The organism is Pedobacter sp. PACM 27299 (genome assembly GCF_001412655.1).
GTDB lineage: Bacteria > Bacteroidota > Bacteroidia > Sphingobacteriales > Sphingobacteriaceae > Pedobacter.
On record NZ_CP012996.1, the window covers coordinates 5050963 to 5066368 of the forward strand.

At 40.9% G+C, this 15406-nt stretch carries 13 protein-coding genes and 1 tRNA gene; 10 read left to right on the top strand and 4 right to left on the bottom strand.

The features are described 5' to 3' along the window. Positions 1-6 precede the first annotated feature (6 nt). From AQ505_RS21240 to AQ505_RS21260, 5 genes are all read left to right on the top strand, one after another. Positions 7-690, top strand: coding sequence for a response regulator transcription factor (locus tag AQ505_RS21240; RefSeq protein ID WP_062550035.1), 684 nt, complete (start codon positions 7-9; stop codon positions 688-690). A 12-nt stretch (positions 691-702) separates the two neighbouring features. After that, positions 703-2061, top strand: coding sequence for a sensor histidine kinase (locus tag AQ505_RS21245; protein ID WP_062550036.1), 1359 nt, complete (start codon positions 703-705; stop codon positions 2059-2061). Between the two features lie 121 nt (positions 2062-2182). Then, entirely contained in the window at positions 2183-3451 is a 1269-nt protein-coding gene (locus AQ505_RS21250; RefSeq protein WP_062550037.1) for a TolC family protein, read from the top strand. Positions 3452-3532: 81 nt separating this feature from the next. Beyond that, positions 3533-4627: an efflux RND transporter periplasmic adaptor subunit gene (locus tag AQ505_RS21255; protein WP_062550038.1), complete on the top strand. Its 1095-nt coding sequence runs from the start codon at positions 3533-3535 to the stop codon at positions 4625-4627. 28 nt (positions 4628-4655) lie between these two features. After that, positions 4656-7772, top strand: a complete 3117-nt coding sequence (locus tag AQ505_RS21260) for an efflux RND transporter permease subunit (protein WP_062550039.1) — start codon at positions 4656-4658, stop codon at positions 7770-7772. A gap of 3 nt (positions 7773-7775) precedes the next feature. Here AQ505_RS21260 and AQ505_RS21265 read toward each other — a convergent pair whose 3' ends face one another. Continuing rightward, positions 7776-9200 carry an alpha-L-fucosidase gene (locus tag AQ505_RS21265; RefSeq protein ID WP_062550040.1) on the bottom strand — a complete coding sequence of 475 codons (1425 nt, stop codon included), beginning with the start codon at positions 9198-9200 and terminating at the stop codon, positions 7776-7778. Positions 9201-9372: 172 nt separating this feature from the next. Here AQ505_RS21265 and AQ505_RS21270 point away from each other — a divergent pair, with 172 nt between their 5' ends. Both AQ505_RS21270 and AQ505_RS21275 read left to right on the top strand, forming a co-directional pair. Beyond that, positions 9373-9624, top strand: a complete 252-nt coding sequence (locus AQ505_RS21270; protein ID WP_062551147.1) for a hypothetical protein — start codon at positions 9373-9375, stop codon at positions 9622-9624. Continuing rightward, the gene (locus AQ505_RS21275) at positions 9621-10310 is read left to right on the top strand and encodes an SRPBCC family protein (protein ID WP_062550041.1); all 690 of its coding nucleotides are present in this window, start codon (positions 9621-9623) and stop codon (positions 10308-10310) included. Before AQ505_RS21270 ends, AQ505_RS21275 begins: the two co-directional genes overlap by 4 nt. 127 nt (positions 10311-10437) lie before the next feature. Here the strand turns inward: AQ505_RS21275 and AQ505_RS21280 are convergent, their stop codons facing one another. Next, complete coding sequence (locus AQ505_RS21280) at positions 10438-10908, bottom strand: DUF5362 family protein (protein ID WP_062550042.1); 471 nt, start codon at positions 10906-10908, stop codon at positions 10438-10440. 101 nt (positions 10909-11009) lie between these two features. Here AQ505_RS21280 and ychF point away from each other — a divergent pair, with 101 nt between their 5' ends. Continuing rightward, entirely contained in the window at positions 11010-12104 is a 1095-nt protein-coding gene (gene ychF / locus AQ505_RS21285; protein WP_062550043.1) for a redox-regulated ATPase YchF, read from the top strand. A 128-nt stretch (positions 12105-12232) separates the two neighbouring features. On the opposite strand, the gene mgtE is transcribed toward ychF, so the two are convergent. Next, on the bottom strand, positions 12233-13606 hold the full coding sequence (gene mgtE / locus AQ505_RS21290) for a magnesium transporter (protein WP_062550044.1): 1374 nt from the start codon (positions 13604-13606) through the stop codon (positions 12233-12235). A 401-nt stretch (positions 13607-14007) separates the two neighbouring features. Between mgtE and AQ505_RS21295 the strand changes: the two genes are divergently transcribed. Both AQ505_RS21295 and AQ505_RS21300 read left to right on the top strand, forming a co-directional pair. Further along, positions 14008-14079, top strand: a tRNA-Arg gene (locus tag AQ505_RS21295). A gap of 435 nt (positions 14080-14514) precedes the next feature. Next, positions 14515-14871, top strand: a complete 357-nt coding sequence (locus AQ505_RS21300) for a hypothetical protein (protein ID WP_062550045.1) — start codon at positions 14515-14517, stop codon at positions 14869-14871. A gap of 63 nt (positions 14872-14934) precedes the next feature. Here AQ505_RS21300 and AQ505_RS21305 read toward each other — a convergent pair whose 3' ends face one another. Continuing rightward, complete coding sequence (locus tag AQ505_RS21305; RefSeq protein WP_062550046.1) at positions 14935-15342, bottom strand: VOC family protein; 408 nt, start codon at positions 15340-15342, stop codon at positions 14935-14937. Between the last annotated feature and the right edge of the window lie 64 nt (positions 15343-15406).

Here is a 15406-nt window from a genome sequence, read left to right on the forward strand (position 1 = left end):
TCAGGTATGTTTAAAATCGGATTAGCAGAAGATGACCTTAAAATAGCCGGATTGATAAAAACCGGATTGGAAGAGCAGGGATACCTGGTTACCATCGAATCTAACGGGGAACAGGCCCTAAAAACATTTAAAGATCAGGACTTTCATCTGGTGATTCTGGACATCATGATGCCCGGATTAAATGGCATTGCGGTTTGTAAAGCATTGCGTCATACCGATAAAAATCTGCCAATTTTAATGCTTACCGCATTGGGAACAATTGACGATAAGGTGACAGGATTAAACTCCGGCGCAGACGATTATTTAGTAAAACCATTCCATTTCAAGGAGTTACTCGCCAGAATAGAAGCACTGCTGCGCAGGCAGCATGGAGTAATTGGCAGCAGCACTGAAGATCATATCTTAAGTTTTGACGACATCAGTCTGAATACTTATAGCAAAGAGGTAAAAAGAGCGGGGGTACTTATTGAGCTGACGGCAAAAGAACATACGCTGCTGGAATTGTTTCTGCGCAATCCAAACCGTTTGCTTTCCCGACAATACATCGCGGAAAACGCCTGGGACATTAGTTTTGACACGGGTACCAATGTGATTGATGTTTACATCAATTTCCTGCGTAAAAAAATAGAAAAAGGTTTTGCCCGTAAACTCATCCACACCAAAATCGGCATGGGTTATATCCTTAAATAGATACACTGCTTTATGAAACTGAAAGACCGTCTTTCTTTATATTTCACACTCATCAGTACATTAACCCTGCTGGCAGTATTGTGTGCGGTCTATTTTACTTTCATCAAATTTTTAGAAGCAGATTTTTTTGACCGGCTCACCGACCGGACTATGGTTACGGCCAAACTCTATCTGGAAGCGGATGAGATCTCTGCAGATTCATTGAATACAGTTAGAAATCAATACCTGAAAACCTTAAATGGAGAGGTGATCAGGATTTACAACTCAAAAAACAGGGCTACTTTTATTGGAGACGACCAGCAATACTGGAGTCATGAAACGATTGAGAAAGTCAGAAAAAACAAGAAAATCCAATTTATTGATGGCGACAGACAGGTGGTCGGCATTTTTTACAAAGACAATCAGGGCGATTTCGTGATCCTCGCCTCCGGCATAGACCAAAGTACACACCTCCGAATAGACAAGCTGCAGAAAATCATGGTGATGATTTTTGTGTTCATATTTATTGGGCTCCTGCTCTCTGGAAGATGGATTGCAAAAAAAATATTAAAACCCTTGGATCGCTTTATAGAGGAGGTAAAGCAGATCAAATCCAGCAACCTTCATTTTAGGGTTCAAGAGGGAAATAATAAGGATGAGATCAGCCTGCTCGCACAGAACTTCAACAACCTCATGGAGCATTTGGAACAGGCTTTTGTACTGCAAAAAACCTTTATTGCCAATGCCTCTCATGAGCTGCGAACTCCGATTACCAGGATGATGATCGCTGCAGAAATCACCCTATCGCAGGAAAGACAAATAGAGGATTATAAAAAGGCCTTACTTTCTGTGATGGAAGATTCCGAAAAGATGGACAACATCATCACGGGACTGCTCAACCTTGCACAGGCAGACCTGGAATTTGGTGCCCCGGAATTACAGGACATCAGAATTGATGAAAGTCTCTGGGCCATATCGGAAGAATGGAACAAAAAAGAAAGCGGCAAGCTCTTGGTAGACATAAAAAACATGCCGGAAGACCCTGCTGAATTGCTGATCAAAGCCAATCCTACCCTATTGGGCATCGCTTTAAATAATATCATTTCCAATGCGTTTAAATTCTCCGACCATCAGGATGTGCATTGCTTACTGGATATCCAGGAAAAAGAAACCATCATTTCTATCAAGGATCAAGGTCCGGGGATTTCTGAAGCAATACAAGAAGAGATTTTTAAACCTTTTTACAGTTTCAGTCCAGAAAACGGGCATGAAGGCAGCGGAATGGGTCTTTATATGGCGCATAAAATCATTACGCTGTTTAAAGGCACGCTAACCGTGCAATCGAAAGAAGGCCATGGAGCTCGTTTTATCCTTCGTTTCCCTAAACCTTAAACTGCCTATTCCTCCGGCAAATTGGCCATCTTTTAGATTAAAAATCTCAGCTCCCAATTTTAATCTCCTTTTAATTTCTCTTTAATTAGGGTTTAATTCACTCCGGATAGCTTTGTGGGAGATGAAAAGACAATTAATTCTGAGCGGCCTGCTCATTCTGGGATTTAGCGTGACAGGTATGGCGCAAGACAGCCTAAAACTTTCTCTCCGGGAAGCCGAGCAATTATTTATCAAGGGAAACTACGAGCTTATTGCCCAAAATTACCAAACGGAAGAAGCGAAAGCAGAGATCATTACGGCCAAGCTTTTCGACAATCCAGAGCTGAGCTATGAGAATCTTTTTTACAACCATGAGACTAAAAAGTTCTTTCAAACCTCTATGGCTTACGGGCAATACAACGCACAGATTTCTCAGCTGATTAAGCTGGCGGGAAAAAGAAATAAGAACATTCAATTGGCTAATACTGGGGTTAAATTAGCAGAATACGCCTATTTCGACTTGATGCGCACCTTGCGATATAACCTGCGCAGTGATTTTTACAAGGCCTACTATGCGCAGCAGTCTGCAGCCATTTACCAGCAGCAAATCATTTCGCTGGAACAGCTTTTACAAGCTTCAGAACAGCAGCTTAAACTCGGCAATATTGCCCTTAAGGACATCATCAGAATTAAGTCACTGGTTTACAACTTAAAAGCAGAACACACCGGTTTACTGAATGATATTGAAGATATGGAAACCTCTTTAAAGTTGATGACCAATATCAAACCTGATGTGGCTTTACAACTGAGTGTTCCTGCTGAGGATGAGCAAAACTTTTCATTTGAAAAACAGCCTTACTTACAATTACTGGAAAGTGCAAAGGCAAACCGTGCAGATCTGCAGCTGGCAAAAACAACAGTCAGCAATGCGGAAAATAACCTGCGTGTCCAAAAAGCCAACGCCATTCCTGACGTAGAACTTTCGCTCAGCTATGATTTGAAAGGTAATTATCCAGAAAAATATACAGGTTTGGGTATTAAAATTCCATTGCCACTTTTTAATAGAAATCAAGGGGAAATCAAGAAGGCTAAAATTGCCATAGCAGCGGGTAATATCGGCATCCAGCAAAAGGAAAATGCCCTGGAAAATGAAGTCTACAACAGTTATAAATCTGCGATCAGAACAGAAGGTTTGTACCAGAGCCTGGACCATAATTTCAGCACAGATTTCACAAAACTCATTCATGAAGTGACTAAAAATTACCGCAGCAGGAACATCAGCCTGATCGAGTTTCTGGATTTCTATGATTCCTACAAAGAAAACACCTTGCAGCTGAACCGTCTGAAATATGAACGGATGAATGCCAAGGAAGAAATTAATTATGTGACCGGATCTAATATTTTCAAATAAACGACTGAGCCTGGTTAGCGCCGCTCTTCAATAAACCCTATTCATCTCTAAATAAGCTACACTCATTTTAAATAGTTCTACATGCAAATCTTTCTAAAAAACATCAGCAAACTCTCTTTCATTGGATTGGTTATCGCCAGTCAGAGTTGCAGCAGCTCAAAAGAAGCACCAGTATCAGAGAAATTTGTGGTGACCGATTCTCTCCTCAACAAGTTATTAATTGATACTGTACAGCAAGCAAATAGTAAGACTGACCTGAGTTTTTCTGCAAAAATCACCGCAAATGAAGAACGTAAGGCCGAGATTTTCCCTATGCTGAGCGGCGTAGTACGCAGTGTCCCGGTAAGATTGGGTGATAAAGTAAATGCAGGACAAGTATTGGCCACGATGGGCAGTTCAGAAATGGCTGGATTTGATAAGGAAGTAATCAGTGCTGCTGCAGAATTGAGAAATGCGGAACGACAAGTGAAACAGGCGGAAGAGCTTTATAAAAGTGGTTTATCATCGGCCAGAGAATTGGAGGAAGCTAAAAACGACTTCTTGATCAAGCAGGCGGAAAACAAACGCGCCAGTGCCACTCTAAAACTAAATGGCGGAAATAGCAGTGGGAATTACACTATTAAATCACCTTTATCAGGTTTCATCATCGAGAAAAATGTGAATGCAAACATGCAGCTGCGTCCTGATCATGATAAAAACCTGTTTACCATAGCAGATCTTTCTACCGTATGGGCGATGGTGAATATCTATGAATCTGACATCTCAAGAATCAAGGAAGGAGATCAAGTACACCTTTCTATCCTCTCTTATCCGGAAAAACCGTTCACAGGAAAGATCGATAAGATTTACAATATGATCGATAATGAAAGCAAGGTGATGAATGCAAGGGTCAGTATCGCCAATCCTGGCTATTTATTAAAACCAGGGATGATGGCTACGGTAATGATTTCTGCGAATTCAGGATCAGACCTTCCCCTGGTCAATTCCAGAGGCATTATTTTCGATGACAACAAAAACTATGTACTGGTGGTAGATGGCGCGAGTAAATTACGCATTCAGGAAATAGAAATCGGCCGTAAGACCGCGGATAAGGCCTATATCAGTAAAGGATTGAAGGCTGGCGACCGTGTGGTTGCTTCCAAGCAGGTATTTTTATTCGAAAGCCTAAAAAACTAATCTATTCATCACCAAAAAAACAGCTGTAATGAATAAATTCATTAAGACCATCATCGGCTTTTCGCTAAATAACAAGTATTTTATTTTCTTTGCCACTTTCATTTTGATCCTGGCAGGGTACTTTAGTTTCAAACATACTACGATTGAAGCTTTCCCCGATGTGACCAATACCAATATTACCATCATCACCCAATGGCCCGGACGAAGTGCAGAAGAGGTCGAAAAGTTTGTGAGCAGGCCTTTAGAGATCGCCATGAATCCTACCGAGAAAAGGACGAGTATCCGATCCTCCTCTCTATTTGGCTTATCCATTGTAAAGATCACTTTTGAAGACAATGTAGATTATGCCGAAGCCAGGGTCCAGGTGAACAACCATATTGATGAAGCAGATTTACCGGAAGGGCTGAAACCAGAGATACAACCTCCTTACGGACCTACAGGAGAAATTTTCCGCTATACTTTAAGCAGTGACAAAAAATCAGTCAGGGAGTTAAAAACCTTGCAGGATTGGGTGATCCAGCGGGAATTACTTTCCGTTCCAGGCATTGCCGATGTAGTGAGTTTCGGTGGAGAGGTCAAATCTTATCAGATCACTGTAGATCCACAAAAAGCAATACAATATGGGGTAAGTGCGACTGAATTATTTGAGGCAGTTTCCAAAAGCAACATCAATGTTGGCGGGGATGTGATTGTTCAGGGCGGACAGGCTTATGTGGTTCGTGGAATCGGGATCTTGAACAATATTGATGAAATAAAAAATGTAGTGGTTGATAACTTTAACGGCACTCCTGTTTACGTTAAAACAATCGCTGAAGTCGCAGAATCGGCATTACCGCGGTTAGGGCAGGTAGGCCGGGACCTCGATCCCGACGTGGTTGAAGGGATCGTGGTGATGCGCAAAGGGGAAAACCCAAGCGAGGTAATCAGCAAGCTGAAAGAAAAGATTAAAGACATCAATGAAAATATACTACCGGGAGATGTAAAGATTAACCCTTTCTATGACCGGGAAGACCTGGTTAACTATGCTACGCATACGGTAATCGGCAATATGATGGAAGGGATTATTTTTGTGACCCTGATCGTATTTCTGTTCATGGCCGATTGGCGCACTACATTAATTGTATCTATTGTCATTCCTTTAGCCTTGTTATTTGCCTTCATCTGTCTAAAAATGAAGGGGATGTCGGCCAACTTATTATCTATGGGGGCAATTGACTTTGGGATCATCATTGATGGTGCTGTAGTCATGGTTGAGGGTATTTTTGTTGCCCTCGACCATAAAGCCAAAAAGGTGGGCATGGAGAAATTCAACCGCCTGAGTAAACTGGGATTGATCAAGAAAGCAGCGCTGGAGAATGGAAAAGGTATTTTCTTTGCCAAACTGATCATCATTACCGGCTTACTGCCGATCTTCACTTTTGAGAAGGTGGAAGGAAAGATGTTCTCCCCATTGGCATGGACACTAAGTTTTGCTTTACTGGGTGCCCTGCTCCTTACATTTACCCTAGTGCCGGCATTGGCCAGTGTACTGTTAAAGAAAAACGTAAGAGAGAAGCACAACATATTCTTGGAGTTCGTTATTAAATACGTGACCATGTTCTATGATAAGTGTTTTAAATTCAGAAAACTGGCATTTGGTATTTCTATAGGTCTCCTGGTGGTTGGGCTGTTCAGCGCTAAATTTCTGGGTACAGAATTCTTGCCTACTTTGGATGAAGGATCTATCTATGTCCGTGCGACCGGCCCGCTGAGCATCTCGCTCGATGAGACAAAAAAGCTTTCAAATGACATCCGAAAGATCTTTTTAAGCTTCGAGGAAGTTAAGCAGGTGATGTCGCAAACCGGCAGGCCGAATGATGGTACCGATGCGACCGGATTTTACAATATGGAGTTCCATGTTGACATTTTCCCAAAGAAAGAATGGAAGCGCAAGCAGACAAAAGAGCAACTGATTGAAAGGATGCAGGAGAAGTTGAAGAGTTTTCCGGGGATAAGCCTGAACTTCTCTCAACCCATCTCAGACAACGTAGAAGAGGCTGTCTCCGGGGTAAAAGGTTCTATTGTGGTGAAGATGTTTGGCAATGATTTCGAGTTTATAGAGAAAGAAGAAGAGAAGATTGAGAATATTCTGAAAACTGTAGAAGGGATTGAAGATTTAGGGATCCTGAGAAACCTTGGACAGCCAGAACTGCAGATCAACCTGGATCAGAATAAAATGGCTTTATATGGGGTGAGCACTGCAGATGCCAATGCGGTGATTGAGATGGCGATCGGTGGAAAAGCGGCTACACAGATTTATGAGGGAGAACGAAAGTTTGACCTAATTATCCGCTATCCGGAAGACTTCAGAAAAGACGAAAGCGATATTGCAAAACTGCGTATTCCTACCATTTCCGGTGCAAAAGTACCATTAGGGGAAATCGCCAGCATCAAGAAAATCACTGGTCCCAGTATGATTTACCGCGACAAGCACCAGCGGTATGGTGCCATTAAGTTTTCCATTCGCGGCAGGGATATGGGCAGTGTGATTGCGGAGGCTCAGGCCAAAGTAAATGAGAAAATTAAGCTTCCAAAGGAGTATAAACTGGAATGGGCAGGTGATTTTGAGAACCAGCAAAGGGCAACCAGCAGGTTATCACAAGCCGTTCCTATCAGTCTGTTGCTGATCTTTTTAATTCTATTTGTATTGCTAGGTAATATCAAAGACTCTTTATTGGTCTTGAATAATGTGCCTTTTGCCATGGTTGGTGGGATATTGGCTATCCTGGCTACCGGTATCAATTTTAACATTTCGGCGGGGATTGGTTTTATTGCCCTGTTTGGGATCTGTGTGCAGAATGGGGTGATCCTGATTACCAAGTTCAAGCACAATATTATAGAGCTGAGGCACCGTCCGGATTGGACTTTTGCGGATGCGATAAAAGACGGGGTATCGAGCAGGATACGTCCGGTACTGATGACGGCAATGATGGCAGCTATCGGCCTGATGCCCGCAGCAATGTCTACTGGAATTGGTGCTGAAGCTTCAAAACCATTGGCAATCGTAGTCATCGGAGGTTTAATTACCGATACCCTGTTTAACCTTTTTGTATACCCAATAGTATTCTATTGGGCATACCAGAAAAAGGTAAATCAAATGAATTAATGTCTATAAGTCCGGTGCGTTATATGCTGCTATCTCTGATAGCACCGGACAGGCATTTGCTTCCAGTATATGGACACGGAGTTTAGTGGTTTTTATTCTTGGAAAAGAAAGGATTCGCTTATGACCAATCGTGGTTTGCTGGTCTAACGTTTTGTAAGTATCGCCATCTAAGTACTCGACAGAAAATGATTTGACACGTTGTCCGAGGGTGATATATTCCTGTAAAACCAGGCGGTTGAGTTCCGTTGCTTTACCAAAATCAAGGGTAATCGCAGCGGTTTTCAGCTGATCATCTGTAGCCCAATAAGTAGCAGGATTTCCATCAGTCAGGTTTGCAGCATTAAATTGTGCGCCTTTTCTGGTATTGCTCACCGTAACTTTCTTTCCTTTCGCCAGGTTTATTTTATAGCTGGCATCAATGGTTCTTTTGAATTCCATCAAGCGGGTGGAATCGTTGGGATGAATCAGTCCTTCCCGGTTTACCGGAACGTTCAACAACAGGTTGCCATTGCGGCCGATAGAGGTTTCATAAATAGAAACCAGTTCTTTTAAAGTTTTCACTTTATCATCTGTATTCGCGCTATAGAACCATCCTGGTCTGATGGAAACATCCACTTCAGCAGGAATCCAGTATTTTCCATTTTCATTTCCGGTATTCAATATGCCTGCTGCAGGTGCTGCTGCCCCTACCCCAAAACCATCGGTATTTAGCGTAGACCAGTTGGTAGTTCCAGCAACTCCTCTTTCATTTCCCATCCAGCGGGCATCAGGTCCGATGTCGCTAAAGATCACCGCTTGTGGATTATTTGCTCTCACAATGCTGTTGAACAGCTTAAAGTCGTAGTCCTGATTTTTCTCTTTTTCTCCTTTTGCACCGTCAAACCATTGCTCAAATACAGGCCCATACTGAGTATGTACTTCTTTTAGCGTATTGGCAAATACTTGATTGTACTCCGGCGTGCCATATTTAGGATGGTTACGGTCCCATGGGGATAGGTATACGCCGAATTTCAAGCCATATTCTTTACAGGCTGCAGAAAGTTCTTTCAGTACATCGCCTTTACCATTTTTCCAGGCACTTTCTCTTACGGTATGAGTACTGTATTTACTTGGAAACAGGCAAAAGCCATCGTGGTGTTTTGCAGTGATAATAATGGCTTTCATCCCTGCATCTTTCGCGGTACGCGCCCATTGACGGGCATCCAGTTTGGTTGGGTTGAAGACTTTAGGATCTTCATCACCATGCCCCCATTCCTTGTCGGTAAAGGTATTTGGCCCGAAATGGATAAACATATAGTATTCCATATCCTGCCATGCCAGCTGGTTTTTATTTGGGACTGCGCCATAAGGAGCAGGTGCCTTTTGCGCAAAAGTACCACCAGTACTCAGCAAAAAAGAACATAAGAAAAAAAATGACGACTTCTTCATACAGTTAAAATTCATTTATGGTTAGGTATAGCCTCCTAAATTGCAATATATAAGCGGCTGTAAGTTCTTTTTTTTTGCCATTAAATTAAATGATTTTGGCCTGATTTCCAGTCGCCTGTAAAACACTAAGCCTATTTAGGTGTTATATAAGCTGAAATTAAACCCAGCAAACATGAAAGACAATAAATCAGGTCCGGATGAGTTTGACATTCATCTGGATATAGATGGCGCAGACACTGTAATAACCGTAAAACCAGATGAAACCAGCGATGGTGCACGTTATTTCATCTGCTATATCGGTAACGACAGAATCACTCAGCTAAGGGAAGAAATAGATGGCAGATGGGAACAGATATGGGGAATATTAGACCACTATATGGTAGATGCAATTGGGAAAGAAATTAATCATCGTCAGAAATCATGAGTACTCCATTAAAACTAAGATCCGGAAGATTTTCTATTGAAAAGCATCAGTATGAAAATATAGGATGGTCGGAACGTATGGTATCGATGTTTCTGAGCGGAGCATTGATCAGCTGGGGCCTGAGAAAACCATCAAAAACAAAATTTCTTTATGGCGCATATATGGCCTACCGTGCTGTAACAGGCCGCTGTCTATTTTATGAGCAATTGGGAATTGATGCCCGAAGGCCTCGTGCAGTCAATATCCGGGGAGAATTTGTAATTGAAAAGCCTGTAGCAGAGGTGTTCTCTTATTGGCGAAACCTGAATAATCTTCCGGGAAGTATTCATCACCTGCTGGATGTAAAAGTAATTGATGAGCAATTGTCGACCTGGAAATCCAATGTTATTGGCAATTTGTTTTCCGTAAACTGGGATGCAGAAATAGTGAAGGAAGAGCCAGGCCGCCTGATTGGCTGGCAATCTGCTCCAGGATCTCTGCTCGGTCATGTAGGGAGGGTAGAATTTACCCCTTCTGAAGATGGAAAAGATACTTTTTTGAAAGTGGTGCTGTCTTATCGTCCAGTTGGCGGAGGAGTAGGAATTGGTATTTCAAAAATGATCAATCCTTATCTGGAAGGTTTACTAAAAAAGGAAATGAAAAACTTTAAGCATACAATAGAGCATAGAACTCCGGTTTATATCTGATTTGTAAGCGTTCAAGACCTTAATAAAAAAGGGCCTCGATCATTTTTGATGATCCAGGCCCTTTTATTTATTTCCCAACACTTTTCCTTTATGAGGATATGTATCTTCGAGTTTGTGGCTTTGCTAGTTAGCTGGCTGCACCAATTGCAGTGACTACGCTCAACAACAAGATGACCGCGTATAGCCCTAACATGACAATGGTTAAGATCCCCCAGAATTTGAAGAATGATTTCATCTTACTCATGGCTTCAGCTAAACTCTCCTGATCTAGAAATAACACTGCTTTTTTCGCTGAGTTAGCATATTTAAACAACATTAAACTTGGATAAAAATATAGCAGTGCGAAAAGAATATAAATTACAGAAAGTGCACCAGTAGCTACGCCCATCATCGGATTTTTGCCCATTGCGGTCATCGCTGCAAGGATTGCAGGTAAACTTAACGCCAATAAAATGATTAAAACGCAAAATATAAAACCCATAACAGATAGAAATTTCGCCCATTTAGCCGTTTCATAGATGTAGCTGCGGATATCTTCTGTGACAATAAGTGTTTCTACCTCTGTGTGATCTGGTTTTGTTTCTTCGAATTCTTCCATATAGCTGTGATTTAAACGTTAATTAGTTTTTAGATACCCTAAACATAAAGAATATTTTTAAAAAATTGGTAGCTTTGCGCCAAAACTAGAAAAAATCATTCATGGCATTACAATGTGGTATAGTTGGTTTACCAAATGTTGGAAAATCTACCTTATTTAACTGTTTATCTAACGCAAAAGCTCAAGCGGCTAATTTCCCTTTCTGTACAATTGAACCTAATATCGGTGTGATCACCGTTCCAGATGAAAGGTTAACTAAATTAGCAGAATTGGTACAGCCAAACCGTATTGTACCTAATACAATTGAGATTGTTGATATTGCAGGTTTAGTGAAAGGTGCTTCCAAAGGTGAAGGACTAGGCAATCAATTTTTGGGTAACATCAGGGCTACAAGCGCGATTATCCATGTTTTGCGTTGTTTTGACGACGGAAACGTGATTCACGTTGACGGCTCAGTTGATCCGATTCGCGATAAAGAAATTATAGATACTGAGTTACAGCTTAAAGATCTTGACACCATCACGAAACGCATACAGAAAGTAGAGAAAATGGCTAAAACCGATAAGGATGCCAAGAGAACTTTCGATATTTTAAGCGTGATCAAAACACATGTTGAATCTGGCCAATCGGTACGTTCAGCGGCAGTTGCAGCAGAAGATTTTGAGTTCATTGCCGATATGGGTTTATTGACTCAGAAGCCAGTGATGTACGTTTGTAATGTTGATGAGAACTCGGTGATCAATGGCAATGCGTATGTAGATCGCGTAAAAGAAGCTGTAAAAGATGAGAAAGCTGAAGTATTGGTGATCTCTGCGAAGATAGAATCAGAAATTGCAGAACTGGAAAGTTATGAAGAGCGTCAGGAATTTTTGGCGGATCTAGGATTAACAGAATCTGGTGTAAACAAACTGATCGTTGCAGCTTACCGTTTATTAGATCTTTATACTTACTTCACCGCAGGTGTTCAGGAAGTACGTGCATGGACGATTACTAAAGGATTTACCGCGCCTCAGGCTGCTGGAGTAATCCATACAGACTTTGAAAAAGGTTTTATCCGTGCGGAGGTGATCAAATATAATGACTTCGTAACTTTAGGTTCTGAAGCCGCTTGTAAAGAAGCTGGTAAATTAGCAGTGGAAGGAAAAACGTATGTTGTGGAAGATGGAGACATCATGCACTTCCGTTTTAACGTATAATTTGCGGGCTTAACTGCCCTCATTATTCATAAAATAAAAACCCGGATGATTAAGAATCATCCGGGTTTTTTATGGGCTTAATTCCCGGGTAGTTTTCCGGGAACTTATTTTTTAGGTTCTTTTATGCTTTAGAGGAGCACTCCGGTCAGGAACATCACCGCTACTGAGAAGTAAATGATCAGTCCGGTTACATCCACCAGCGTCGCTACAAAGGGCGCGGAAGAGGTTGCAGGGTCTGCACCCAGCTTTTTAAGAATTAAAGGCAGCATGGAACCTGCCAGTGATCCCCATAAAACGACTCCGACTAAGGAAACGCCAACAGTAACACCGATTAACATCCAATGAGGGCCATACATATCGGTAAAGAAGGTCCATGCAAAAATCCTTAGGAAACCGATACAGCCTAATACCACCCCCAGCATAAGTCCGGAAATGATTTCGCGTCGCATCACTCTCCACCAATCTGAAACCGTAATTTCACCAAGTGCCATTGCCTGGATGATTAGTGTAGAGGCCTGAGATCCACTATTTCCACCGCTGGAAATGATTAGAGGAACAAACATGGCCAGGATTACTGCTTTAGCGATGTCTGCTTCAAAATGGCCCATTGCACTGGCGGTTAGCATTTCTCCAAGGAAAAGTACCACCAGCCAACCTATTCTTCGTTTAAATAAACCGAGAATAGGCATATCTAAATAGGGTTCATCAAGTGCCTGTGTACCCCCTATTTTCTGCATATCTTCTGTGTACTCTTCATTTGCAATCCAAAGAATATCATCTACAGTCACAATTCCTAACAATACATTATGGTCGTCCACGACAGGTAAAGCGACGCGATTGTTCATTCTAAAGATATTAATTGCTTCTTCCTGATGGTCATTTGCTTTTAAAGCGATCAGGCGACGATCGGTGAGGTCACCGATTTTGGCTTCAGGATCGGCAAGGAGAATTTCCCTGATCCTGATGTCGTCCAATAAGGTCCCATCTTTATCAATGACATAAATGACATCAATCGTTTCGGAATTTTTCCCATAACGTCGGATGTGTTCCAATACCCTCGCTACTGTCCAATCTTTCTTTACCGCCACATAATCCGGCGTCATCAGCCTTCCTACACTGTCTTCTTCATATCCTAAAAGGGAAAGCGCTTCTACCCTATCTTTTGCAGGCAATAGGATGATCAGCTTTTTTACAGCTTCACCACTGAGCTCAGAAAATAAGGAAGTACGGTCGTCTGGAGGTAAGAGGTTGATTAACTCGGCGAGTTTATTACCGGGAAGTTTTTTAATGATCCTTTCCTGAGTTGGAAAGTCGAGGATTCTGAAAACGTTAACTGCCCTTTTGATGGACAACGTATCTATAAATGTAACTGCGTGCTGGGGAAGTTCGTCTATTAAATGCTCCACATCCGAAATATTCAGATTGTCTAAATATTCCTTTAATTGTGCATTGTCTTCCTGCTCTAAGAGCTTTTCGATCTCTTCAACAATCATTTCTTCCATACGCCCCTTCTTTACATGATTTTCATTAATGTATTCTTTTAATGCCTAAGTTATTAGGATGGGAATTTTTGATCCTCATTCCGTACTGACGGCATTTATCATTTTTGCAAAAGTGCCTTTTTATTTTTGAAAAATGGCGTTTATATCGGATTATTATTGTCTTTTAAAGGAAGGCCTGATTTTTAAACATCGGGTCCCAGCTATCTACTTCATTATCACATTTTAAGAGAACAGATTTGATCCTGAATTTGATTTACTTATTTGAAGATAAACAGCGGCTTTTGTAGTGGAAGCTTATTTTTTCAGGTATTAACGGGCATTATCAGGTAAGAAATCATGAAAAGCCGGAAATTTAAAGAGTATAAAGGAATAACCAATCAAATTGATATATTTGCCAAAATGTTTCCGTAGTTCAATGGATAGAATTGTTGATTCCGGTTCAACAGATATGGGTTCGAATCCCTTCGGGAACACATTAAAAGCCTTTAGAGATCTCTTTAAAGGCTTTTTTCGTTCAATAGGTTACAGTTTAGTGATTATAAAATAATATTTGCTGTTCCACAAGGAGAAATCCAGTTCTATAAACCTTTCATTTTCTAAATGGCTGAACACCGATCCTGACAGAAGCCCTTATAAAAGTCCTTACGGTTAATCTTAGCAGGATGAACAGCTACTGAATGGGCTATTCTTTCCGCCATTTATTCGATTCAGGTACTGCAAAATGGTTATTTGAGATTCTTTTTTAATTTTTAAATTAAAAAATTAAACCAATAGTTGGTTGCTAAGAATAATATAGTAACATTAGACCAGCTCATGATTTAATTTTAGAAATACTTCAGCCCTATTTTAATGTTGGGTCGAAAATGTGTGAGGAAAGACTAAAAATCTTGTCATAAAATAGATTAACTATGGAAAGTACAAATGATTTTGTTAAACAAAGTATCTTAGACCTTGTGAAAAAGTTTGAAAATATTCAAGCTTCGCTGCATTTTGAACCATTGATCAATGCCTATTATATAGAAATTAAACCGAAGAATTTTCTATCTAATTCAGCGGAATTGAAAGCTAGCCGACTGGAAATACAAGCGAAATTGTATGCGTTTAATGCTAACTCTACCCTACTTTTCATTGCTGAAGGCGCGGTACCAGGACTCAGCTCATTCAGCAGTACAGTGATTGGAATAGCGTGTCTTCAAACCGCAACCGATCTCATACCTGAATATTCTAATCGCTGTTCAAATACGCACAAGAACGATATTCAATAGCAGACATTTTGTGTAGGTGTTTCATCCACAAAAGTATGAACCTGACTACTCTTATATTGAGTATTATTTGTTCAAACTCAACAACCAATAGTTTCCATATTTATCCCTTACAGTACCAAACAACACACCCCAGAAATTCAATTCCAAAGGATGGCTATTTTGCCCTCCTTCGGAAAGTTTCTGGTAACATTCCTTGATGTCTGCTTCTTTATCAAAATTGAGGAGAATAGAGACGGAATTACCTTTAATTAAATGTTCATCAGCCACCAAATCAGTCGCCATTAAGACCAGTTTTTCGCTGATCAAACTGGCTTCCAGAATACATTCTTTTATTTTTTCGGGAAACTCCTTCGATGATGGAACATCCGCAATACTTTGACAAGTAAGTATTCCACCAAAACAACCTTGATAAAAGGTCATTGCTTCAAGGCAATTGCCGTTAAAAGTGAAGTAAGGGCTTATGGTGATCATGATTATTTATTAAAGGAATCGTTATCAGATTTATGAATAAGTGATGCTCAAATTTAACCAGCAG

Bases quoted from the DNA above. Each gene is read 5' to 3' on its own strand.
- AQ505_RS21260 (WP_062550039.1), top strand. From the start codon at position 4,656: ATGAATAAATTCATTAAGACCATCATCGGCTTTTCGCTAAATAACAAG.
- AQ505_RS21255 (WP_062550038.1), top strand. From the start codon at position 3,533: ATGCAAATCTTTCTAAAAAACATCAGCAAACTCTCTTTCATTGGATTG.
- AQ505_RS21245 (WP_062550036.1), top strand. From the start codon at position 703: ATGAAACTGAAAGACCGTCTTTCTTTATATTTCACACTCATCAGTACA.
- AQ505_RS21265 (WP_062550040.1), bottom strand. From the start codon at position 9,200: ATGAAGAAGTCGTCATTTTTTTTCTTATGTTCTTTTTTGCTGAGTACT.
- AQ505_RS21305 (WP_062550046.1), bottom strand. From the start codon at position 15,342: ATGATCACCATAAGCCCTTACTTCACTTTTAACGGCAATTGCCTTGAA.
- AQ505_RS21300 (WP_062550045.1), top strand. From the start codon at position 14,515: ATGGAAAGTACAAATGATTTTGTTAAACAAAGTATCTTAGACCTTGTG.
- AQ505_RS21250 (WP_062550037.1), top strand. From the start codon at position 2,183: ATGAAAAGACAATTAATTCTGAGCGGCCTGCTCATTCTGGGATTTAGC.
- AQ505_RS21240 (WP_062550035.1), top strand. From the start codon at position 7: ATGTTTAAAATCGGATTAGCAGAAGATGACCTTAAAATAGCCGGATTG.
- ychF (WP_062550043.1), top strand. From the start codon at position 11,010: ATGGCATTACAATGTGGTATAGTTGGTTTACCAAATGTTGGAAAATCT.
- AQ505_RS21280 (WP_062550042.1), bottom strand. From the start codon at position 10,908: ATGGAAGAATTCGAAGAAACAAAACCAGATCACACAGAGGTAGAAACA.
- AQ505_RS21270 (WP_062551147.1), top strand. From the start codon at position 9,373: ATGAAAGACAATAAATCAGGTCCGGATGAGTTTGACATTCATCTGGAT.
- mgtE (WP_062550044.1), bottom strand. From the start codon at position 13,606: ATGGAAGAAATGATTGTTGAAGAGATCGAAAAGCTCTTAGAGCAGGAA.
- AQ505_RS21275 (WP_062550041.1), top strand. From the start codon at position 9,621: ATGAGTACTCCATTAAAACTAAGATCCGGAAGATTTTCTATTGAAAAG.